Origin of the sequence: Pseudomonas viciae (assembly GCF_004786035.1) — a bacterium.
Lineage (GTDB): Bacteria > Pseudomonadota > Gammaproteobacteria > Pseudomonadales > Pseudomonadaceae > Aquipseudomonas > Aquipseudomonas viciae.
The window spans coordinates 1,685,157-1,707,756 of the sequence record NZ_CP035088.1; the positions used below are offsets into that span (position 1 = coordinate 1,685,157).

The window sequence follows — 22,600 nt, forward strand, 5'->3', positions numbered from 1 at the left end:
TTTTGGAGAATGTCGTGGAGTTCAGCCAATTACGGATTTTCCAGGCCGTGGCCGAGGAAGGTTCCATCACCCGGGCCGCCGAGCGCCTGCACCGGGTGCCGTCGAACCTCTCGACCCGGCTCAAGCAGCTTGAAGAGCAACTGGGTGTGGACCTTTTCCTGCGCGAGCGTCAGCGTTTGCAGTTGTCGCCGGCGGGAAAAGTCCTGCTGGACTATGCAGCCAAGCTCTTTGCCTTGCATGACGAAGCCCATGCGGCCGTGCAGGGCGGGCAACCGGCCGGGGATTTCCTGCTGGGCACGATGTACAGCACGGCGGCGACGCATTTGCCGGACCTGTTGGCGGCATATCACCGGGCGTATCCGGCGGTGAACCTGCAGGTGCAATCCGCGCCCAGTGGCGAATTGTTCGAAGGCTTGCTCACCAATCGTCTCGACGCGGCGTTGGTGGATGGCCCGCTGGAGCTGGCGGGGCTCGATGGCGTGCCGTTATGCGACGAGCGGTTGGTGCTGATTACCGAAGCCGATCATGCGCCGGTACGCAGCGCGCTGGATGTACAGGGCCGCGCGGTGTTCACGTTCCGGCGTGGTTGCTCCTACCGGATGCGGTTGGAAGCCTGGTTTGCCCACGACCATGCCACCATGGGCCGGGCGATGGAAATTGAGTCTTACCAGGGGATGCTGGCGTGTGTAATCGCCGGGTCCGGGGTGGCGCTGATGTCCGAGTCGATGCTCGCCAGCCTGCCGGGCCGCGAGCGGGTGACGGTGCATCCGCTGGCCGAGCCGTTTGCCAGCGCTACCACTTGGCTGATGTGGCGCAAAGGGATGGTTGGGGCCAACCTCAACGCCTGGATCGAACTGCAGCAACAAGCCTGGCCGCGTGCCTCCATGATGGCGGCGCAATCGGCTTGAACTCCGGGAGGTGGATTTGGATCAATTCAGTAACAGATCATTGCAAACAGAGACGAGCATTGCGTAGCACATCGGACTATTATCAGTGCGAAGGGGCCACAGAATTCTGCCGCTCGCACCACCCTGAGGGGGCACCACGATGAAAGAGAAAATCCAGAACTGGCTTCACGACTTGGGTGTCGCGCTGGGGCTGATCGAGCCGCCAATGCAACCGGTACCGATCCGCACCGATGACGAGCAACGCCGCCGCCAACCGCGCCGCCGGTAAACACACCGCAGATTATTGGAGAGATCGCAGTCTCAGGCTGTTTCAGTTGAAACAGCCTGAGACTGCGATCTTTTTTATTGTGTAGCTAAACCTGTGGCGAGGGAGCTTGCTCCCGCTGGGCTGCGTAGCAGCCCCAAACCAGCCACCTCAACCTGATCTGGTACACCGAGGTGCCTGGCTTTTGGGCGCGCTTCGCGCACCAGCGGGAGCAAGCTCCCTCGTCACGGGTACTGCGTCGTACCGGTCAGATCGCCTTGGCCACCACACCCGGCCGCGGCGCCAACACACTCACCACCACAAAGCTCACCAGCGCCACGCTCAGGCTGTAGTAGATCGGCGTGTTCGCGTCCAGGCCGTCCTTGAGCATGAAGAACAGCGCGGTCAAGAAGCCCAGCGACATGCTGGTGATCGCGCCGGCGGTGCTGGCGCGTTTCCAGTAGATGGCGCCGATCAGCGGGATCAGCATACCGCCCACCAACAGGTTGTAAGCCAGCGTCAGGGCGCTGATCACGTCGCTGACCACCAGGGCGATGCCCAGCACCACCAACCCCAGCAACAGCGTGGCAATGCGGTTTTCGTGGACGTCGCCACTGCCGCTTTCACGACCCTGGCGCAAGCGTGGCAACAAGTCCTGGACCACCGTGGTGGACGCCGCGAGCAGGCCCGCCGCGGCGGTAGACATCAAGGCCGCCAGGGCTGCGGCGATCACCAGCCCGCGTATGCCGTTGGGCAGGCTGGTCTGGACGATACTGGCGAAGGCGTTGTTGACGTTTTCCAGGTCCGGCAGCAACACCTTGGCCGCCATGCCAATCAACGCCCCGGCCAGGCCGTACAGCACGCAGTACAAGCCAGCGGCGGTGCCGGCGACTTTCGCCACGCCTTCGCTGCGAGCGGTGAACACCCGCTGCCAGATGTCCTGGCCGATGAAAATGCCGAAGAAGTAGATCAGGAAGTAGGTGAGGATGGTGTCCCAGCCAATCGCGGTGAAATCGAAGTAACTGGCCGGCAACGCCGCCACCATCGCATCCCAGCCGCCCGCGTCGACGATGGACATCGGCATCAGCAGGAACACCAGGCCGACGGTCATGATCAAGAACTGCACGATGTCGGTGAGGGTCAGCGACCACATGCCGCCGATGGTGGAATACAGCACCACCACGCCGCCGCCCACCAGAATCGACACCCAGAAGGGCAGGCCGAACAGCACCTGCATCACGGTGCCGATGGCGATGGTCGAGGTGGCGCCGATCATCAGCGCATAAACCAGCATGATCAGTGCACTGGCGTGGCGCGCGGCCGGGTTGTAGCGGCGCTCCAGCACTTGGGTCACGGTGTAGATCTTGAGTTTGAGCAACGGCTTGGCAAGGAACAGGCTCAGGCCGACGATGCCCAGGCCGATGGCACCGCACAGCCAGAACCCGGAAATGCCGTAGACGTAGCCCAGGCGCACCGTGCCGATGGTAGATGCACCACCCAGGACGGTGGCGGCCATGGTGCCCAGGTAAAAGCCCGGGCCGAGGTTGCGCCCGGCGACCAGGTAGTCGTCACGGGTCTTGGCGCGGCGCATGCCGTACCAGCCCAGGGCGATCATCCCTGCGGCGTAGATAATAACGACGATTAAATCCAAAGCCATGATGGCGTGTCTCCGATTGTCTTTTTTGTATGGGACGAGGCGGTGCTGTCCCTGGCACTGCAGCCTCAGTGCGAACGCGCTTTTGTGGCCAGAGATTGCTCCCGCTCGGTTGCGCAGCAACCGCTAAAAGCTTGGGGCCGCTGCGCAGCCCAGCGGGAGCAAGCTCCCTCGCCACAGGTATTTCGTTGTCTCGGATCAGGCGGTTTGCCTGAGGGCGGGTTTATCGATGGGCGCCGAAGCGTCCTTGCTACGCGGATCATCCGGCCCATACACCGCCGCCGGCTCTGGGAACACCGCAAGCAGCACCAGGTACACCACCGAGGCCAGGCCCAGGGTCACTGGCAGGCTGACGTCGATCCCGCCGGCCAGTTCGCCCAGCGGCCCGACGAACTGCCCCGGCAGGTTGACGAAGCACAGCCCCACCAGTGCGCTGGGGATCCACGCCCCCAGGCCGCGCCAGTTCCAGCCGTGGCTGAACCAGTAGCGCCCGCCGGTTTCGCCGCGGGTGAAGACTTGCAGGTCATCCGGGCAGTAGAAGCCACGCCGTACCAGCAGGCCGATGATCATGATCACCATCCACGGGGTGGTGCAGGTGATGATCAGTACGGCGAAGGTCGACACGCTCTGCACCAGGTTCGCGGCGAAGCGGCCGATGAAGATGAAGGCAATCGATAGCACGCCGATCAGCAACGTCGCCTTGACCCGCGACAGCACCCGTGGAAACACGCTGGACATGTCCAGCCCGGTGCCATACAGCGACGTGGTGCCGGTGGACATGCCGCCGATCACCGCGATCAGGCACACCGGCAGGAAGAACCAGCTCGGCGAGACCGCCAGCAGGCCGCCCACGTAGTTGTTGGCGGCGATGTAGTCCGGTGCCTTGATCGCCACGATGGTGGCGGTGGCGAGGCCGAACAGGAACGGGATCAGCGTCGCCAGTTGCGCGGCGATCACCGCCAGCATGATGCGGCGCTTGGGGGTATTGCGCGGGATGTAGCGCGACCAGTCACCGAGGAACGCACCGAAGGAGATCGGATTGCTCATGGCCACCAGCGCCGCGCCGATGAACGCCGCCCAGAAGCCCGGCTGGCCAAGGCTGACGGTGCCGGCAAACTGGCTGTCGAAGGTCGGCGCGAAGGCCAGGATACCCAGCAGGAACAGCAGGCTGGCGGCCCACACGGCGATGCGGTTGACCCACAGCATGAAGCGAAAGCCGTAGATGCACACGGTCAAGACCAGCAAGGCGAACAGGCCGTAGGCCAGGCCCAGGCTCAGGTCGGTTTCCGGCATGCCGATCAACCGCTTGGCACCGCCGATCAATGCATCCCCGGAACTCCAGACCGACAGCGAAAAGAACGCGATGGCGGTCAGCAACGACAGGAATGAGCCGACGATCCGCCCGTGCACGCCGAAGTGCGCTCCGGAAGAAACCGCGTTGTTGGTGCCGTTGAGCGGGCCGAACAGGCCCATGGGGGCGAGGATGATCGACCCCACCAACACCCCCAGCACAATCGCCCAGACACCGGCCTGGAACGACAGGCCGAACAGCACCGGGAAACTGCCGAGCACGGCGGTGGCAAAGGTATTGGCGCCACCGAAGATCAGGCGAAACAAGTCCCCCGGGCCGGCGGTTCGCTGGTGGTCCGGGATCTGTTCGACCCCGTTGGTTTCAATTTGCGTAAGGCTTTTATCGTTATTGTTATTCATGATCTGCTCCGATCATCAAGGCGCACTCATCGTGTGTGAGCGTCGCCTGTTTGGCTAAGGGGGTGGCAGCCCTTCCGGCATTGCGGACAAATGTTCATGACAGGCCAGCCATAGGCCCTGTTGTTCTTGTGCGCGTCCTGCCTGTTTGCGGAACAGGATGGTTTCGCGCTCCTGGCTAAAGTGTCGCTCCCCTTGCATGCGCAGCTCGGTGGCCACGTCATGGATGAAAATCGCCACGTCCCCTTGCAGGCTGACGAAGGCGTTGCTTGAAGTGCACGTGAGCACCTCGAAGCCATCCTCGGAGCGCCAGCGATCCCACAACGCCTGGTAGGCATCGCGTGACAGCAGGGGCTGTTCGAGGGTGTAGAACACGAAACTCGCATCGCTTGTGAACGCGCCAAAGTAGGCGTCGCGGTCATTGCGGGCGAAGGCCGCCACCAGCCCGGCGGCGGCCTTGAGGACCTGCTCCTGTTCGCTCATGGGCGCACCTCAGCGATGAACCACGCCGGGCAGTACGCAGAGCATCTCGTACAGCAGGTTGGCGCCCAGCAGCGAGGTGTTGCCGGTGGTGTCGTACGGCGGCGAGACTTCTACCAGATCGCAACCCACCAGGTCGAGGCCCTGGCAGCCGCGGACGATTTCGATCGCCTGGATGGTGGTCAGCCCACCGATTTCCGGGGTGCCAGTGCCTGGGGCCCAGGCCGGGTCGATGCCGTCGATATCAAAGCTCAGGTACACCGGGCCGCCACCGACTTTCTCGCGCACTTCAGCCATCAGCGGTGCCAGGGATTTGTGCCAGCACTCTTCGGCCTGGACCACGCGGAAACCCTGATTGCGACTCCAGTTGAAATCGTCGGCGGTGTAGCCCTGGGCCCGCAGGCCGATTTGCACCACGCGGTCGCAATCGAGCAGGCCTTCTTCCACGGCGCGGCGGAAGGTGGTGCCGTGGGCGATCTTCTCGCCGAACATGTGGTCGTTCACATCGGCGTGGGCGTCGATATGCACCAGGCCGACCTTGCCGTGTTTCTTGTGGATCGCCCGCAGGATCGGCAGGGTAATCGTGTGATCGCCGCCCAGGGTCAGGGGGATGACGTTGTGTTCGAGGATCTTGTGGTACGACTCTTCGATGATCCGCACCGCGTCCAGCAGGTTGAAGGTGTTGATCGGCACGTCACCGATGTCGGCCACTGACAGTGAATCGAATGGCGCGGCGCCGGTGGCCATGTTGTAGGGGCGGATCATCACGGATTCGGCGCGGATTTCCCGGGGCCCGAAACGGGTGCCGGCGCGCAGGGAGGTGCCGATGTCCAGCGGTACGCCGACGAACGCAGCGTCCAGGCCGGCAGCGGTTTGCAAATGGGGGAGTCGCATCATGGTGGCGATGCCGCCGAAGCGCGGCATTTCGTTGCCGCCCAGTGGTTGGTGAAGAATCTTGTCCACGGGTAGGGCCTCATCGTTGTTTTATTTATCAGGGACCGATTCTGCGAAAAGCGGGGGAGTGGAAGAATCGCTGGGGGCAAATACTTAGTTCAGATTTTTCTAAACTAATGCGAGATGGGACGATAGACTCCCAACCAGTGCAGTACCCCGTGTGGTCTGGGGGACATGGTGCCCCTGTGGCGAGGGAGCTTGCTCCCGCTGGGCAGCGAAGCGGCCCCAAAACCATTCACCTCGGTGAATCAGGCAGACTGCGTCGCCAGGTTTTGCGACGGCTGCGCCGCCGAGCGGGAGCAAGCTCCCTCGCCACAAGGGCACGGCAAGTTCTATGTATTGTGTAATTTGGAGTTCCCCATGGCCAACGCTCTACCCGACCTGAAACTGCTGCGCATTTTTGTCAGCGTGGTCCGGCATCAGGGGTTCGCCAATGCCCAGCACGAACTCAACCTCTCCACGTCGGCCATCAGCACCTACATGAGCCAGCTCGAGTCGGCCCTGGGCCTGGTGCTGTGTCATCGCGGGCGGGGCGGGTTCAGCCTGACCAGCAAGGGTGAGTTGTTCCACCAGGAAACCCTGCGTCTGTTGGCTGAGCTCGAAGGTTTCGAACAGTACGCCGCGGCCCTCAAGGGCGAATTGCGTGGCACCCTGAACCTGGGGGTGATCGACTCCACCGTCAGCGACAAGGCCTTGCCGTTCGCCGAAGCCATTGGCGCCTACAGCCAGGAGCATCCGGCGGTGCACCTGCACCTGTCAGTCATGAGCCCTTATGAACTGCAACTCGGCGTGCAGGACAACCGCCTGGATCTGGCCATCGGAGCGTTTTCCACGCGCATGAGTGGGCTGGTCTACATGCCGCTGTATCGCGAGCAACATTGGTTGTACTGCAGTAACCGCCATCCGTTGTTCAACGAGCGGCGCATCCCCGAACAAGTCATCACCCAGCAGCGCATGGTCGGGCGCGGTTACTGGAGCCAGGCCGAACTGGCTCGCCACGGTTTCAAGCACAGCGCGGCGACGGTGGAGAGCATGGAGGCGCAGTTGATCCTGGTGTTGTCCGGTGCCTACATCGGTTACCTGCCCGAACATTACGCCCAGGCCTGGGCCGACAAAGGCGATTTGCGCGTGCTGCTGCCGGCGACCTTCGGTTATCAGGCACCGTTTTCAATGATCGTGCGCCGTGGCCGCAGCCGCGAGCCGCTGATCCAGACGTTCCGTGATTTGCTCAAAGCTCAATTGAATCAGGCCTGATCATGTCCAGAATCCAATGTCCGCGCTGCCTCAGGCCACAAAGCCACTGTTTGTGCACGCTGATCCCCAACCTCGACAGCCGCACCCGGGTCCTGCTGTTGCAGCATCCCAGCGAAGTGAACCACGCGTTGAACACCGCCCGCTTGGCGGCGTTGGGGCTCAATAATGCCGAGCTGATCGTGGGTGAGGTGTTCGACGATTTACCCAGCTTGCTCAACCCACCGGGTTATCGGGCGCGGTTGCTGTTTCCCGGCGACGATGCGCAGCCGCTGCAGGCTTATGTTCCGTCCGATGAGCCGCTGCTGTTGGTCGTGCCCGACGGCACCTGGCGCAAGGCGCGTAAGCTGCTGCACCTCAACCCGCTGCTGGCGGCGTTGCCGAGGGTGACCTTGGCCGAAGGCGGGGTGTCCCGTTATCGCTTGCGCAAGGCGCCGGGGCCGGGGGCGTTGTCGACGGTGGAGGCGATTGTCCAGGCGTTGCAGACCCTTGAAGCACCGACCAGTTTTGAGCCCTTGTTGCGGCCGTTCGAGGCGTTGATCGAGGGGCAGATTGCGGCGATGGGGGAGGAGACGTTTCGGCGTAACCATGCTGAGAAATAAGGGGTGTCTTTGCTGGCCCCTTCGCGAGCAAGCCCGCTCCCACAGTTGATCGCCTGTGGCCGCAAAATTTGTGTTTGCCGCAGATCCATTGTGGGAGCGGGCTTGCTCGCGAAGGCGGCCGCTCAGTCAGCGCATATCCCAGCAAAAGTCACCGCTCACGCATCGCCTCCGTCCGCGCCTTCAACACCGGCTTGAGCAAGTAATCCAACACACTCTTCTCCCCGGTAATGATGTCTACCGTCGCCACCATCCCCGGAATGATCAGCAGCGGTTTTGCATCCCCGCCCAAGTGGTTTTTATCGGTGCGCACCTGGATCAGGTAGAAGCTGTTGCCCTTGTCGTCGGTGATGGTGTCGGCGCCGATCAGTTCGAGTTTGGCGCTCATCCCGCCGTAGATCGTGTAATCGTAGGCGCTGAACTTGACCATGGCTTTCTGGCCCGGATGCAGGAATGCCACGTCCTGGGGGCGGACCTTGGCTTCGATCAGCAGGTTGTCTTCCAGAGGCACGATTTCCACCATGTCGCTGCCCGGCTGCACGACGCCGCCGATGGTGTTGACCTTCAGTTGCTTGATCACCCCATGCACCGGCGAAACCACGGTGGTGCGGGTCACGCGGTCATCGATGGCGATGCTCGAGGCGGTGATTTTCGACAGTTCTGTGCGTTTCTCGTTGAGGTCCTTGGCTGCCTCGGAGCGGAAGGTCTGTTCCGATTCGTCGATTTTGCTCTTGATCTCATTGATCGCCGATTCGGCGCGGGGAATGGCCAGGGTGGTGGCGTTGAGCGAGCCGCGGATTTCCACCGCGCTGCGTTTGAGCCGCAGGATCTCCACCGGCGACACCGCCCCGGTGCGCACCAGTGGCGCGGACATGTTCATCTCTTCTTGCAGCAAGGCCAGGGCGGAGCTGAACTGGCCTTGCTTGGAGCGAAACTCCGCCAGTTCCTGGGTCTTCTGCCGCAGTTGTTCGGTCAGGGTCCGTTGTTCGCTGGCCAGGCGCCGTTGCCGTTGTTCGTACAGCGAGCGTTCGTCCTCAGCCACTTGCGGAGCCTTGGCGATCACCTCGGCTGAAAGCTTGAATGGCCGGCCCTCGGCCTCGGCCGACAGGCGCTCGACCTGGGCGGTCAAGGCATAGCGGTCGGCCTCGCTCTCGCCCTTGTTCGACAGGAACCGCGTGTCGTCCAGGCGCAGCAGGGTGTCGCCCTTGTTCACCATTTGGCCTTCACGCACGAAAATCTCGGTGACGATACCGCCCTCCAGGTTCTGGATCACCTGGATCTTGCTCGACGGAATGGCTTTGCCTTCACCAGTGGTGACTTCCTGCAAGACCGCCAATTTCGCCCAGACCAGCCCGGTGATGATCAGCCCCGCGGCCAGCCACACGGTGACGCGTGAGCGCCGGGGCGAATCCTGCAGCGCGGCGCCGGCGGTTTCCGGCATGAACTCGCTTTCGGCGCTTTTGCTGAAACTGCCGAAGTAGCTTCGGGCGGCTGAATCGGGTGTTTGAGCAGACATGGGGCGATACCCGTCAGTTAAGTGAAATAAGCCGAACACATACCTGTGGCTTGAGAGGGTTATCTGTGGGAGCAAGGCTTGCCCGCGATGAAGCTAACGCGATCTCACTGGAACCGAGGCGCCTGCATCGCGGGCAAGCCTTGCTCCCACAGGTGTTGTGCTGACAGCTAGAGGGGCTTACACCGCCGCCGACCCCACCCGTCCCTTGCGCAGTGCATCAATAACCGTTTCCTTCGGTCCATCAGCCACGATCCGGCCGTTGTCCAGCACCACCAACCGGTCCACCAGGCTCAGCATCGAGGTGCGGTGGGTGACCAGCAGCACCGTTTTGCCCTGCATGTGGGTATGTAGCTTTTGCCGCAAAACGTCTTCGCTGCTGTTGTCCATGGCGCTGGTGGGCTCGTCCAGCAGCAGGATCGGCGGGTCGAGCAGCAGGGCCCGGGCCAGCAGCACGGCTTGGCGCTGGCCACCGGAGAGCAACTGCCCGCGCTCGCCCACCGGACGGTCGAAGCCTTGGGGATGCTGGCGGGCCAGTTCGGTGACACCGGTCAGTTCCGCCACTTCGAGCATGCGCGCATCGCTGATGTAGCGAGCGCCGAGGGTCAGGTTGTCCCGCAGGCTGCCGGCCAGCAGCGGCAGGTCATGGGCGACATAACCGATCTGTTGGCGCAGGTCGGCGACGTCCAGTTGGCGCAGGTCCAGGCCATCGAGCAGCAACTGGCCTTCCTCCGGCGCATAGAAACCCATCACCAAGCGCGCCAGGGTGCTCTTGCCTGAGCCGCTGCGGCCGATGATCCCGACCCGTTCGCCGGGCTTGAGGCTGAAGCTGATGTTGGCAAGGGCCGGGGTGTTCTGGCCGTTGTAGTGGAAGGTCACGCCATTGACGTCCAATGCGCCCTGCAATTGGGTGCGATCCAGCGGCCGTTGCTTGGCATCGCGTTCCTGGGGCAGTGCCATCAGGGCATCGGTGCTGCGCATGGTGAGCTGGGCTTGCTGGTAGCGGGTGATCAGCCCGGCGATTTGCCCCAGCGGTGCCAGCACCCGGCTGCCGAGCATGTAGGTCGCCACCAGCGCGCCGACGCTGAGGTTGCCGGCGATGATGCTGTAGACCCCGGCGACGATGGTCGCCATGCCGGCCAGTTGTTGGAGGAACAATGTGCCGTTGGTCGCCAGTGCCGAGAGGTTGCGTGCGTGGCTGTCCAGGCGGGTGAGGGCGCCGTGGGTGCTTTCCCACTGATGCTGGCGCTCGCTTTCGGCGCTGCAGGCCTTGAGGGTTTCCAGGCCGCCGAGGGTTTCAATCAAGAGGGCCTGGCGCTGGGCACCGAGGGCGAGGCTTTTTTGCACGGTGTCACGCAGGCGCACCTGGATGATCATCGCGAAGACAATGGTGAGCGGAAAAGCCACCACTGGAATCACCACCAGCCAGCCGCCCAGTAAGCCAATGACTACCAGCATCAGCACGGCGAAAGGCAGGTCGATCAGGCTGGTGAGGGTCACTGCGGTGAGAAACTCGCGCAGGCCCTGGAAGTCATGGATGCTCTGGGCGAACCCGCCGATGGTCACCGGTTTGGCCTTCATCGCCATGCCGGTGATGCGTTCGAACAGGGTGGCGGAAAGAATCACGTCGGTTTTCTTGCCGGCGGTGTCCAGCAGATGGGCGCGCACCACCCGTAATACCAGTTCGAATCCGGTGCCGATCAGCAGCCCTACGGCCAACACCCACAAGGTGGATGTCGCCTGGTTCGGCACCACGCGGTCGTAGGTCTGCATGACGAACAACGGGACCATCAACCCCAGCAGGTTGATCAGGAAACTCGCCAGGATCGCATCGCTGTACAGCCAGCGCGATAGTTTCAAGGTGTCGCGAAACCAGGCCTCGACCCGCGGCACCAACGGGGAACGCAGGTCTTCGAGTTCATGGCGCGGCCGGGCGAATAACGCCTGGCCACTGTAATCGGCGGTCAGCTCCTCGCGGCTGACCCATTGCTCGCCGCCATCGGCTTCGCTGGGCAGAATCAGCGCCTGGCCGTCCTCGCTCCAGCGCCGCAACACGGCGCAGCGGCCACCGGCCAGAATCAGCATCACCGGCAGGTTGAGCGGCGAGATGTCGGCCAGGTCCCGGCGCAGCAACCGGGCCTGCAAGCTGGCCCGGGCCGCTGCGCGCGGCAGCAGGTCCAGGCTCAGGCGTTGGTGCGCCATAGGAAGCCCGGCGCTGAGGCTGGCACGACTGACCGTCGCGCCATGGAGTTTGCAGAGGATCAACAGACCGTCCAGCAAGGGATCATCGAAATTCAGGCGCGGGTCGGCGCCAGGGGTTGCGGGTTCCATGCTGGTCACATTGATCGCTCCCACTGGGCTACTTCAGTTCGGGCAGCTGTGCCTGATTCTTGACTTCGGTCTGCGCGACCGCATCGGCCGGCAGTACGATCCGTTGTTTGTGCAACAGCAGGCCCATATTCGCCAGCACCCGGTACATCGAGTACTCCTCGGTGTAGCGCACCTCGGTGTAGCGACGGTTGGCGTTGTACAGCTCGTTTTCACTGTCGAGCACATCAAGCAAGGTCCGCTGACCGAGGCCGAACTGATCCTGGTACGCGGCGCGCACGCGGGAGGTGGTTTCGGCGTATTCCCGGGCGGTGGGGGTCTGTTTGCGGGCGTTGTTCATCGCGTTCCAGGCCAGGCGCGTGTCTTCGTTGAGCTGGCGCAGGGCGTTGTTGCGGATGTCCATGGCCTGGTTGATCTGGTGGGCGTTGGACGCCAGCCGGGCCTTGTCGCTGCCGCCACGGAACAGGTTGTAGTTCATCACTACACCGACCCGCCAGTTGTTGTCGTGGCCCTCTTCGCCACCGATGTTGTTATTGGCGCCCACGGCGGCCTCGGCATCGAAGCGCGGATAGAAAGGCGACTTGGCCACTTCGTACTGGCTCTCGGCGGACTGTATGTCGGCCTGGGCCGATTTCAGGTACGGATTGTTATCGACCATGCTTTGCTGGGCTTCGCGCAGGTCGGCGGGCATTTCACCTTTGGTCGATGGCGGGGCTTCCAGCTCATCGGGCATGCGCCCGACCACGCTATAGAAATTCGCCTCGGCGTCGGCCAGGTCAACCTGGGCAGTGTCGTAGTTGTTTTCCGCCAGGGCCCGACGGGCATTGGACTGGTCGGAGTCGGCGGTGCTGCCCACCCCACGCTCGGTGCGCAGGCCGATCTGATCGTTGACCCGCAGGTGCGCTTGCAGGTTGTTCTTGGCCAGGGTCACCAGTTCGCGCCGCTTGAGCACTTCCAGGTAGACCTCGATGGTGCGCAGCGCCAGATCCTGGGCGGTGCCCTGGGCGTAATAGGCCCGTGAGTTGACCACCCCCTTGGTGCGCTCCACTTCATTGGCGGTGTTGAACCCGTCGAAGATCATCTGCCGCAGGCGCAGCTCCGATTGGGTGTAGGTCAGGATATTGGTGTGGTGATTGCCCTGGGCCCGGGTGTTGGTGTTGTCGCTGTAGCCACGGCCGTAACCGGCATTCAAGTCCACCGATGGAAAAAAGCCCCCCCTGGCGACTTTCACATCTTCATTGGCCGATAGACGGCTATCCACCCGTTGTGCCAGCTCCGGGTGAGTGGCGATGGTGCTTTGGATCGCTTCGGTCAACGACATCGCCTGTGCGTGAGAAGAGCAGGCCATGGCCAGCAAAACTGCGCAGTAGAGAGGGGTGAGAACGCGCATGGGGTGCATCTCCTTAGGTCTATAGTGCTTGGCTGTCGCCAAAATATTGGCGTATTTGAGATCAAAACCGTTTCAAGCTTGTAACAACACAGCTAAGAACATCCTGCGCAAAACCTAAGAAGGATTTTTCATAAGGGTTATGCCGAAAAAAACTTATGTGCTTGGAAAAAACCAGCACATTGTTCAAAGCGAAAGCCTTTGAATCTGCGGGTTCTGACGGCTTTTAGGCGTCAATAAAAGTTCCAGGCAAATTTTTAAACGATGTGAAGAAGCGGCGAAAAGGTGAAATACGGGGCGGTTTTTAGTGACGGTTTTTTGTCGTTGTGGCGAATGGCTAGCGTCTTCCACAGCACGAAAGCTGGCAGATTTTCCAGATTGTCTGGCCGCCAACCTGAGCACGAATTCTTCACCCAGACAGGTGCCAACCGCGGTTGGCAACGGAGGAATGCACATGGCAGCGCTCATCGGTACCGTCAGTAAGGTGGTAGGACAGGTTTTCGCAGAAGCGGCCGGCGGCCTGCGGCGGCCTCTGGTTGAAGGCGATCGGCTCTATGCCGGCGAACACCTGATCACCGGGAGCGAAGGGGCCGTGGCGGTGCATTTGCAGAACGGCAGGGAATTGACCTTGGGTCGCGAAAGCAACCTGACCCTGACCCCGCAGTTGCTCGCCAACCATGCACCCCATGTCGACACGCCTGAAGCGGTGACGCCGAGTGACGCACAGTTGACCGATGTGCAAAAGCTGCAACAAGCCATCGCCGCCGGCGCCGACCCGACCCAGACCGGCGAAGCCACGGCCGCAGGCCCCGAGGGCGGTAACCCCGGGGGCGTGGGTGGTGGGCACAGTTTTGTGCTGCTGGAAGAAGTCGGCGGGGAGGTTGACCCGCTGATCGGTTTCCCTACGGCCGGGTTCAACGGGATTCCCGAGTTTCCAGAGCTGCGCCTGGCCGGTGATCCGGATAACGGTGGCGACGACGGGACGGTGCCGCCAGTGACGCCTCCAGACAACCCCGTGACCCTCGATGGCGTGGAGGTGGAAGGCGGCGAACTGACCACCAACGAGGCCAATCTGGCCGATGGTTCGGCGAGCAATCCAGGGGCGCTGGTACAAAACGGCACCTTCACCATTTCTGCCCCCGATGGGTTGAGCAGCCTGAGCATCGGCGGCATCAGTGTGATTGCCGGCGGTGTGCCCACAGGCTTTCCTCAAACCGTCACCTCGGCGCTGGGCAACACGTTGACCATCACCGGCTACAACCCGACCACTGGCGTGGTCAGCTACAGCTACACCCTGGGGGACAATGAAAATCACCCTGCCGGCGGCGGGGCCAACAGCATCACCGAACAGTTCCCGGTCGTGGCCGTCGACACCGATGGCGACACCGCCACCGGTACCCTGGACGTCAACATCACCGACGACGTGCCCCAGGCCATCGACGACAGTCACGCCAGCACGGCATCGGAAACCCTCGTTACCCTCACCGGCAACGTATTGCCCAACGACCATCAGGGCGCCGACCGTATCCCCACGGGCCCCGACAGCGGGCCGATCATTGGCGGGACCTTCACCGGCACCTACGGCACCCTGGTGCTCAACCCCAACGGTACGTACACCTACACCCTGAACACCAGCGATCCACAATTCGTCGCGCTGCACGGTGGAGGAAGCGGCACCGAAACCTTCACCTACACCCTGACCGATGCCGACGGCGATACCAGCACCGCGAACCTGGTGCTGCAAGTCCACAACAATGACGATCCTGTGATCATCGACGGCCTCGACAGTGAAGGCGGCGAACTGACGGTCCAGGAGAAAAACCTCAGCGACGGTAGCAGCCCGGATGCACCGGCACTGACCCAGAGCGGAACTTTTACCGTCACCGCGCTGGACGGTGTGCAGACCCTGAGCGTTGGCGGCATCAACGTGGTCAGCGGTGGCGTGGCGGCTGGTTTCCCACAATCGATTACCACTGCACTCGGCAACACGTTGACCATTACCGGCTTCAACGCCGCCACCGGCGTGGTGAGCTACAGCTACACCTTGCTGGACAACGAAGCTCATCCAAATGCCAGCGGTGCCAACAGCCTGAGCGAGCAATTTGCCGTCGTCGTGACTGATGACAACGGCACCACCGCCAACGGCAACCTGGACGTGAACATCGTCGATGACCTGCCTAAGGCCGTGGACGACAGCAACGCCAACACCGCCTCGGAAACCAACCTGACACTGACTGGCAGCGTGCTGACCAACGACACCGAAGGCGCCGACCATGTGGCTTCGGGTCCTATTACTCCGGGCACCTTCACCGGCACCTACGGGACTCTGGTGCTCAACGCCGATGGGTCCTACACCTACACGCTCAACACCGCCGATGCAGATTTCAAAGGTCTGCACGGTGGCGGCAATGGCAGCGAAACCTTCACCTACACCCTGACCGACGCCGACGGCGATACCAGCACCGCCAATCTGGTGCTGCAAGTCCACAACAATGACGATCCTGTGATCATTGACGGCCTCGACAGCGAAGGCGGCGAACTGACGGTCCAGGAGAAAAACCTCAGCGACGGTAGCAGCCCGGATGCACCGGCACTGACCCAGAGCGGAACTTTTACCGTCACCGCGCTGGACGGTGTGCAGACCCTGAGCGTTGGCGGCATCAACGTGGTCAGCGGTGGCGTGGCTGCCGGTTTCCCACAATCGATTACCACCGCGTTGGGCAACACCCTGACCATCACCGGCTTCAACGCCGCCACCGGCGTGGTGAGTTACAGCTACACCTTGCTGGACAACGAAGCTCATCCAAATGCCAGCGGTGCCAACAGCCTGAGCGAGCAATTTGCGGTCGTCGTGACTGATGACAACGGCACCACCGCCAACGGCAACCTGGACGTGAACATCGTCGATGACCTGCCTAAGGCCGTGGACGACAGCAACGCCAACACCGCCTCGGAAACCACCCTGACGCTGACCGGCAGCGTGCTGACCAACGACACCGAAGGCGCCGACCATGTGGCTTCGGGCCCTATTACTCCGGGCACTTTCACTGGAACCTACGGCACTCTGGTGCTCAACGCCGACGGCTCCTACACCTACACGCTCAACACGGCCGATGCAGATTTCAAAGGCTTGCATGGCGGTGGTAACGGCAGCGAAACCTTCACCTACACCCTGACCGATGCCGACGGCGATACCAGCACCGCGAACCTGGTGCTGCAAGTCCACAACAATGACGATCCTGTGATCATCGACGGCCTCGACAGTGAGGGCGGCGAACTGACGGTCCGGGAGAAAAACCTCAGCGACGGCAGCAGCCCGGATGCACCGGCCCTGACTCAAAGCGGAACCTTCACCGTCACCGCGCTGGATGGTGTGCAAACCCTAAGTGTTGGCGGCATCAACGTGGTCAGCGGTGGCGTGGCGGCTGGTTTCCCACAATCGATAACCACCGCACTCGGCAACACGTTGACCATCACCGGTTTCAACGCTGCCACCGGCGTGGTGAGTTACAGCTACACCTTGCTGGACAACGAAGCTCATCCAAATGCCAGCGGTGCCAACAGCCTGAGCGAGCAATTTGCGGTCGTCGTGACTGATGACAACGGCACCACCGCCAACGGCAACCTGGATGTGAACATCGTCGACGACCTGCCCACCGCCCATGCCGATTCCGCTTCGGTGGATGAAGGCGGAACGGTCAGTGGCAACGTCCTGAATAACGACGAAGGCGGTGCCGACGGGCCGGCCGCGAGTGGGGCGGTGATCGGCGTGCGCGCTGGCAACGACACCTCGACCCCGGCGATTGGCGGCTTGAACACCCAGATCAACGGCACCTACGGCTACCTGACTCTGGACGCCAACGGCAACGCCGTCTACCACAGCAATCCGAACACCGTCAGCGCCCCAGGTGCCACCGATGTGTTCACCTACACCGTGCGTGATGCCGACGGCGATGAAAGCACTACCACTATCACCATCGATGTCCACGATGTTTGCCTCGTCGCCACGCCAGATCAGGAAATCAGCGTTTACGAAAAAGCCCTCGACCTGAACCAGGACGGTCAGGACCTGGCCCCCGGCACCGTCACCGGCAGCGCCCCGAGCGCCACCAGCGAGACTGCCAGCGGCAGCCTTGTCGGCTCGGTCAGCGGCGCCGTTGGCGCAGTCACGTTCGCGCTAGTGGGCAACGCCACCGGTGCCTACGGTCAACTGTCGCTTCAACCCGACGGCTCCTATACCTACACCCTGACGGCGCCAGCCACGACCACGCCCCACGCCAACGATGGCCCGAACGTGTTGAGCGAAAGCTTCACCTACCAAGCCACAGACTCGTTGGGCAATACCGTCACCAGCACCATCGTTATCGAGATCGTCGACGACGTGCCCAGCGCCCATGCCGATGTTGCCTCGGTGCTGGAGGGCGGCACGGTCAACGGCAATGTGCTGGACAACGACGTACTTGGCGCGGACGGCGGCATGGTGATTGGTGTGCGCGCCGGCAACGACACCTCGACCCCGGCGATTGGCGACTTGAACACCCAGATCAACGGCACCTACGGCTACCTGACCCTGGATGCCAACGGCAACGCCGTCTACCACAGCAATCCGAACACCGTCAGCGCCCCAGGTGCCACCGATGTGTTCACCTACACCGTGCGTGATGCCGACGGCGATGAAAGCACTACCACTATCACCATCGATGTCCACGATATCTGCCTCGTCGCCACGCCAGATCAGGAAATCAGCGTCTACGAAAAAGCCCTCGACCTGAACCAGGACGGTCAGGACCTGGCCCCCGGCACCGTCACCGGCAGCGCCCCGAGCGCCACCAGCGAGACTGCCAGCGGCAGCCTTGTCGGCTCGGTCAGCGGTGCCATCGGTGCTGTCACCTTCGCTTTGGTGGGCAATGCTAACGGCGCTTACGGTCAGCTAGCGCTCCAGCCTGATGGTTCGTACACCTACACCCTGACCTCGCCGGCCACGACGACACCCAACGCCAACGATGGCCCGAACCTGCTGAGTGAGAGCTTCACTTATCAGGCCACGGACTCCCTGGGCAATACCGTCACCAACACTATCGTCATCGAGATCGTTGACGATGTGCCCAAGGCTCACAGTGATTCCGCCTCGGTGGTGGAGGGCGGGACGGTCAATGGCAACGTGCTGGACAACGACGTGCTCGGCGCCGATGGCGGTGCAGTCATCGGTGTGCGCGCCGGCAATGACACCTCGAGCCCCGCCACCAGTGGCCTCAACACCCAAATCAACGGGACCTACGGTTACCTGACCCTGGACGCCAACGGCAATGCTGTCTATCACAGCAATCCGGACGCTGTCGGCGCAGCGGGCGCCACCGATGTATTCACCTACACCGTGCGCGATGCCGACGGCGATGAAAGCACCACCACCCTCACCATTGATGTGCACGACAGTTGCCTGGTCGCCGAAACCGACCAGGACATTACTGTCTACGAAAAAGCCCTCGACCTGAAACAGGACGGCCAGGACTTGGCGCCCGGCACTGTCACCGGCAGCGACCCGAGCGCCACCAGCGAAACCGCCACCGGCAGCCTTGTCGGTTCGGTGACCGGCGCCACGGGCGCAGTGACCTTCGCCCTGGTCGGAAATGGCACCGGCGCCCATGGCCAACTGTTGCTCAACCCCGATGGTTCCTACACCTACACCTTGACCTCGCCGGCCACGACGACGCCCAACGCCAACGATGGCCCGAACGTGTTGAGCGAAAACTTCACCTATCAGGCCACGGATTCTTTGGGCAACAGCGTCACCGGCATCCTGGTGGTGAGTATCGTCGACGATGTGCCCAAAGCCGTTGCCTCCGAGCGTTCGGTGACGGCGGTGGAGATCGATTCGAACCTGCTGATCGTCCTCGACGTGTCTGGCAGCATGGCCGATGCCTCCGGGGTGCCCGGGCTGTCGCGGTTGGATCTGGCGAAACAGGCGATCAGCGCCTTGCTCGACAAATACGACGACCTGGGGGATGTCAAAGTCCAGTTGGTGACGTTCAGCAGCAGCGCCACCGACCAGACGTCGGTGTGGGTCGACGTGGCCACCGCCAAGACGCTCCTCGCCAGCCTGACAGCCGATGGCGGGACCAACTACGATGCGGCGGTGGCGGCGGCCAAGACTGCGTTCGTCACGTCCGGGCAACTGACCGGGGCGCAGAACATCGGCTACTTCTTCTCTGACGGTAAACCGACCTCGGGCCAGGAAACCGGTGCGGCGGACGAAGCTGCGTGGAAGGCCTTCCTCGACGCCAACGGCATCAAGAACTACGCCATCGGCCTGGGCAGCGGCGTCAGCAACGCCCATCTCGACCCGCTGGCCTACGACGGCAGTGCCCACACCAACACCAACGCGGTGGTGGTCACCGACCTGAACCAGCTCAACTCGGTGCTCTCCGGCACTGTGCAAGGCATACCGGTCACCGGCAGCTTGTTGGGCGAGGGTGGTTCGTTCGGCGCCGACGGCGGGTTTGTCAAAAGCCTGGTGGTCGATGGCACCACGTACAGCTACGACCCGGCCGCCAACGGTGGCCAGGGCGCGCTGACCGCCAGCGGCGGGCTCAACCACGGCAGCTTCAACACGACCACCAACACCCTGAGCATCGCCACCGACCACGACGGCACCCTGGTGGTCAACCTCGATACCGGTGCGTTCAGCTATACCTCCCAGACCGCCACCAGCACATTGATCACCGAAAACATCGGCTACACCGTCAGCGACAACGATGGTGACCTGGCCAGCTCCAACCTGGTGATCAAAGTCGTGCCCAATAGCCCACCGGTGGCGATGGACGACAACATCATCACCAACGTGCTGTCAGGCAACATCGTGGTACCGGGAGAATTGCTGCTGGGCAACGACAGCGATGCCAATGGTGATCCGCTCACCGCTTCACCCACCAGCTTCAATACCGGCTGGGTCGCCAAGGGCGCGGACTTCACCGGCAGCACCGGCACGGTCAGCTTCACAGGCAACAACGTGCAGTCGATCAACCTCAACCGCAGCGCCTTCGTCGCCAATAGCGCGACCATGACGGCGGTGCTGGTGGTCAGCGGTGCGCTGGGAATGGTGTCGAACAACAACGCCAACGATGAAGACCGGCTCAACATCACCCTCAAACAGGGCGAAACCCTCACCCTGGATCACAACCTGGCGGGCGGTCGCATTGCCCTGGAGTACTCCCTCAATGGGGGGCCATTCATTGCGATCAGCGACGGTGCCTCGTTCACTGCGGCGGCGACCGGCAACTATCAGATTCACGTCACCAACATCGCCAATGGCAGCGGCGGCAACCCCAACGGTGCGGAAAACTATCAACTGACCATGACCGTCAACTATGCCGGTGCCCAGGACAGCACACCGGATTTCCACGGCAGCTACACCGCCAGCGACAACCACGGCGGCAGTGACGGCGCGGCGGTGGGCATCAGCTACCAGGCGGGTCATACCCTGACGGGCACCGCCGGGGACGACGTGCTGATGGCTGGCGAGGGCGACAACATCCTCAATGCGGGCGACGGCAACGACATACTCAGCGCAGGTTCGGGCAACAACACCTTGCATGGCGGGGCAGGCAATGACTTGCTCTACAGCGGCACAGGCAACGACCTGCTCGATGGCGACACGGGCAACGACACCGCGAGCTATGCTCACGCGACTGCCGGGGTCACCGTCAACCTGGGCCTGTTGGCGGCGCAGAACACCTTGGGCGCCGGCACCGACACACTGGCGGGCATCGAAAACCTGGTCGGTTCGAACTTCAACGATACCCTCACCGGTGACGGCGCCAGCAACCGCATCAATGGTGGATTGGGCAATGATGTGCTCAATGGCGGTGGCGGCGACGACTTGCTGATCGGCGGCCTGGGCAACAACACCCTCACTGGTGGCAGCGGCGCCGATACCTTCCAATGGCAAGCGGGCAACAGCGGCCACGACGTGATCACCGACTTCACGCCCGGCCTCGATAAACTCGATCTGTCCCAGCTGTTGCAGGGGGAAAACGGCAGTGCGGCGTCACTGGACGATTACCTGCACTTCACCGTCACCGGTAGCGGCGCGTCGCTCGTGACCAGCATCGACGTCAGCGCCACCGCTGGCGCCACGCCAAACCAGACCATCGACCTGGCCGGCGTCAACCTGGCCAGCCACTACGGCGTCACGCCGGGCGTGGACGGGATGATCGCGGGCGCCGATACGGCGACCATCATCAACGGAATGTTGAACGACCATTCGTTGAAGGTGGACACGGTGTGAGATGAGCTGAAATAACAAAACCCGCGATTTCCGGTCTGGAAAATGGCGGGTTTTGTTTTTCTGAAGCCACAGGAGATCCAGGCTCGAGCCACATTCAAGGCTTGCGCAATGTCTTCTGCTTGAGAATGTAGACCGTCACCAACACCGCACTGGTGAGCATGAACCCTCGCGCCCACGGCAGGGGCACCAGGTAGCAGGAAAAGAGGATGCTCACCCACATCAGCCCGATGGCGTAGACCTTGCCCTTGAGTGGGATGCCGTTGCCGCTGAGGTAGTCGCTGATCCAGGGGCCGAGGCGGGGATGTTCCACCAGCCAGCGATAGAAACGTGGCGAGCTGCGGGCGAAGCAGGCAGCGGCCAGTAGCAGGAAAGGGGTGGTGGGCAGTACGGGAACGAAAATACCGATGACCCCCAGCACCACGCTCAACCAGCCGATGGCCAGTAGAGCGTAACGCAGGATCAGCGGGCGGTTGCCGATGGGCGCGGGCACCCGGTTACTCAGTGGTGGCGAGGCTTGAGGATCGCCGGTTTCTCGTCCGGTGCGTTGCACAGCAGGTACAGGGCGGTGAGGGCTTCCGGGATCTGCACGATCATGTCGTCCATCAGGTTCGCGTCGGCGGCGATGTCGGAAAACTCCGGTTGTTCGTCGAACAGGCCGGAACCGACCATGATCGGCAGCAGCATTTCGCTGACTTCCTCTTCGGCGGTTTCGAACCAGGCGGCTTCGCGCAGGAACACGCCTTCCATGAAGCCGATGCACCAGCCACGCAGTTCCGAATCATCCGGGTCATCGCCCAGGTCCAGCTCGCATGGCAATTCGAACTCTTCGTCGGACGCCAACTGACGGGCGATATGGGCCTTGAGGCCCACCAGCGTGGCTTCGATTTCAGCACGCTGGGCTTCGTCGCTGTAATGCGGCTCTTCGGCGAACAGGGCGTCGATCCACTCGCGCTCCGGCACCGTTTCGGCGCAGATCGACAGGGCGGTCAGATAGCCGTGAGCGGCCACGTAATCCAGCGCCTCTTCGTGCAGCTCATCGGCGTCGAGGAAGACTTGCAGGCGGGTCAGTTGCTCAGCGAAGGACATTACGGGCTACCTTGGGGAATAAACAATGCGGGAATTCTAGGCCTTCTTGAGCGCCCAGGCCAGCCGCGTGGCGTATTTGCCTCCACTTGGGCGCACGGGCGGGCCGCGATACCTGTAGGCGCTGCCGAAGGCTGCGATCTTTTGATCTTGATCTTTCGTCTCTCGACTCAATGGGCAGTGGAAAGATCGCAGCCTCGTTGCACTC

Annotated in this window: 15 protein-coding genes; 5 read left to right on the top strand and 10 right to left on the bottom strand. The window is 62.5% G+C overall.

What is annotated here, in order from left to right; all coding sequences use genetic code 11:
- Positions 1-14 precede the first annotated feature (14 nt).
- A complete protein-coding gene (gene ptrR / locus EPZ47_RS07765; RefSeq protein WP_135844250.1) occupies positions 15-908 on the top strand; it encodes a putrescine utilization regulator PtrR in 894 nt (297 codons plus the stop codon).
- A 139-nt stretch (positions 909-1,047) separates the two neighbouring features.
- Positions 1,048-1,176: a PA1414 family protein gene (locus tag EPZ47_RS30575; RefSeq protein WP_003198971.1), complete on the top strand. Its 129-nt coding sequence runs from the start codon at positions 1,048-1,050 to the stop codon at positions 1,174-1,176.
- Between the two features lie 244 nt (positions 1,177-1,420).
- Here EPZ47_RS30575 and EPZ47_RS07770 read toward each other — a convergent pair whose 3' ends face one another.
- From EPZ47_RS07770 to speB, 4 genes are all read right to left on the bottom strand, one after another.
- Complete coding sequence (locus EPZ47_RS07770; RefSeq protein WP_135844251.1) at positions 1,421-2,809, bottom strand: sodium:solute symporter family protein; 1,389 nt, start codon at positions 2,807-2,809, stop codon at positions 1,421-1,423.
- Positions 2,810-3,004: 195 nt separating this feature from the next.
- Entirely contained in the window at positions 3,005-4,516 is a 1,512-nt protein-coding gene (locus EPZ47_RS07775; protein WP_135844252.1) for a purine-cytosine permease family protein, read from the bottom strand.
- A 54-nt stretch (positions 4,517-4,570) separates the two neighbouring features.
- The gene (locus EPZ47_RS07780; protein ID WP_135844253.1) at positions 4,571-4,996 is read right to left on the bottom strand and encodes a YybH family protein; all 426 of its coding nucleotides are present in this window, start codon (positions 4,994-4,996) and stop codon (positions 4,571-4,573) included.
- 9 nt (positions 4,997-5,005) lie between these two features.
- Positions 5,006-5,956 (bottom strand): agmatinase, encoded by a 951-nt coding sequence (gene speB / locus EPZ47_RS07785; protein ID WP_003198979.1) that lies wholly within the window; start codon positions 5,954-5,956, stop codon positions 5,006-5,008.
- A gap of 351 nt (positions 5,957-6,307) precedes the next feature.
- On the opposite strand from speB, the gene EPZ47_RS07790 reads away from it, so the two are divergent.
- Both EPZ47_RS07790 and EPZ47_RS07795 read left to right on the top strand, forming a co-directional pair.
- On the top strand, positions 6,308-7,201 hold the full coding sequence (locus tag EPZ47_RS07790; RefSeq protein WP_135844254.1) for a LysR family transcriptional regulator: 894 nt from the start codon (positions 6,308-6,310) through the stop codon (positions 7,199-7,201).
- A gap of 2 nt (positions 7,202-7,203) precedes the next feature.
- A complete protein-coding gene (locus EPZ47_RS07795; RefSeq protein WP_135844255.1) occupies positions 7,204-7,800 on the top strand; it encodes a tRNA-uridine aminocarboxypropyltransferase in 597 nt (198 codons plus the stop codon).
- A gap of 148 nt (positions 7,801-7,948) precedes the next feature.
- Here the strand turns inward: EPZ47_RS07795 and EPZ47_RS07800 are convergent, their stop codons facing one another.
- From EPZ47_RS07800 to EPZ47_RS07815, 4 genes are all read right to left on the bottom strand, one after another.
- Entirely contained in the window at positions 7,949-9,313 is a 1,365-nt protein-coding gene (locus tag EPZ47_RS07800) for an HlyD family type I secretion periplasmic adaptor subunit (RefSeq protein WP_135844256.1), read from the bottom strand.
- A 177-nt stretch (positions 9,314-9,490) separates the two neighbouring features.
- Positions 9,491-11,650: a type I secretion system permease/ATPase gene (locus tag EPZ47_RS07805; RefSeq protein ID WP_135844257.1), complete on the bottom strand. Its 2,160-nt coding sequence runs from the start codon at positions 11,648-11,650 to the stop codon at positions 9,491-9,493.
- Positions 11,651-11,669: 19 nt separating this feature from the next.
- Positions 11,670-13,028 carry a TolC family outer membrane protein gene (locus tag EPZ47_RS07810; protein WP_135844258.1) on the bottom strand — a complete coding sequence of 453 codons (1,359 nt, stop codon included), beginning with the start codon at positions 13,026-13,028 and terminating at the stop codon, positions 11,670-11,672.
- A 183-nt stretch (positions 13,029-13,211) separates the two neighbouring features.
- Positions 13,212-13,493: a hypothetical protein gene (locus EPZ47_RS07815; protein WP_135844259.1), complete on the bottom strand. Its 282-nt coding sequence runs from the start codon at positions 13,491-13,493 to the stop codon at positions 13,212-13,214.
- Here EPZ47_RS07815 and EPZ47_RS07820 point away from each other — a divergent pair.
- Entirely contained in the window at positions 13,480-21,309 is a 7,830-nt protein-coding gene (locus EPZ47_RS07820; protein ID WP_135844260.1) for a retention module-containing protein, read from the top strand. The genes EPZ47_RS07815 and EPZ47_RS07820 overlap by 14 nt on opposite strands.
- A gap of 94 nt (positions 21,310-21,403) precedes the next feature.
- On the opposite strand, the gene EPZ47_RS07825 is transcribed toward EPZ47_RS07820, so the two are convergent.
- The gene (locus tag EPZ47_RS07825; RefSeq protein WP_135844261.1) at positions 21,404-21,799 is read right to left on the bottom strand and encodes a YbaN family protein; all 396 of its coding nucleotides are present in this window, start codon (positions 21,797-21,799) and stop codon (positions 21,404-21,406) included.
- An 8-nt stretch (positions 21,800-21,807) separates the two neighbouring features.
- The gene (locus EPZ47_RS07830; protein WP_135844262.1) at positions 21,808-22,395 is read right to left on the bottom strand and encodes a UPF0149 family protein; all 588 of its coding nucleotides are present in this window, start codon (positions 22,393-22,395) and stop codon (positions 21,808-21,810) included.
- Positions 22,396-22,600 lie beyond the last annotated feature (205 nt).

Bases quoted from the DNA above. Each gene is read 5' to 3' on its own strand.
- EPZ47_RS30575 (WP_003198971.1), top strand. From the start codon at position 1,048: ATGAAAGAGAAAATCCAGAACTGGCTTCACGACTTGGGTGTCGCGCTG.
- EPZ47_RS07770 (WP_135844251.1), bottom strand. From the start codon at position 2,809: ATGGCTTTGGATTTAATCGTCGTTATTATCTACGCCGCAGGGATGATC.
- EPZ47_RS07775 (WP_135844252.1), bottom strand. From the start codon at position 4,516: ATGAATAACAATAACGATAAAAGCCTTACGCAAATTGAAACCAACGGG.
- EPZ47_RS07780 (WP_135844253.1), bottom strand. From the start codon at position 4,996: ATGAGCGAACAGGAGCAGGTCCTCAAGGCCGCCGCCGGGCTGGTGGCG.
- EPZ47_RS07790 (WP_135844254.1), top strand. From the start codon at position 6,308: ATGGCCAACGCTCTACCCGACCTGAAACTGCTGCGCATTTTTGTCAGC.
- EPZ47_RS07795 (WP_135844255.1), top strand. From the start codon at position 7,204: ATGTCCAGAATCCAATGTCCGCGCTGCCTCAGGCCACAAAGCCACTGT.
- EPZ47_RS07800 (WP_135844256.1), bottom strand. From the start codon at position 9,313: ATGTCTGCTCAAACACCCGATTCAGCCGCCCGAAGCTACTTCGGCAGT.
- EPZ47_RS07810 (WP_135844258.1), bottom strand. From the start codon at position 13,028: ATGCGCGTTCTCACCCCTCTCTACTGCGCAGTTTTGCTGGCCATGGCC.
- EPZ47_RS07820 (WP_135844260.1), top strand. From the start codon at position 13,480: ATGGCAGCGCTCATCGGTACCGTCAGTAAGGTGGTAGGACAGGTTTTC.
- EPZ47_RS07815 (WP_135844259.1), bottom strand. From the start codon at position 13,493: ATGAGCGCTGCCATGTGCATTCCTCCGTTGCCAACCGCGGTTGGCACC.
- EPZ47_RS07830 (WP_135844262.1), bottom strand. From the start codon at position 22,395: ATGTCCTTCGCTGAGCAACTGACCCGCCTGCAAGTCTTCCTCGACGCC.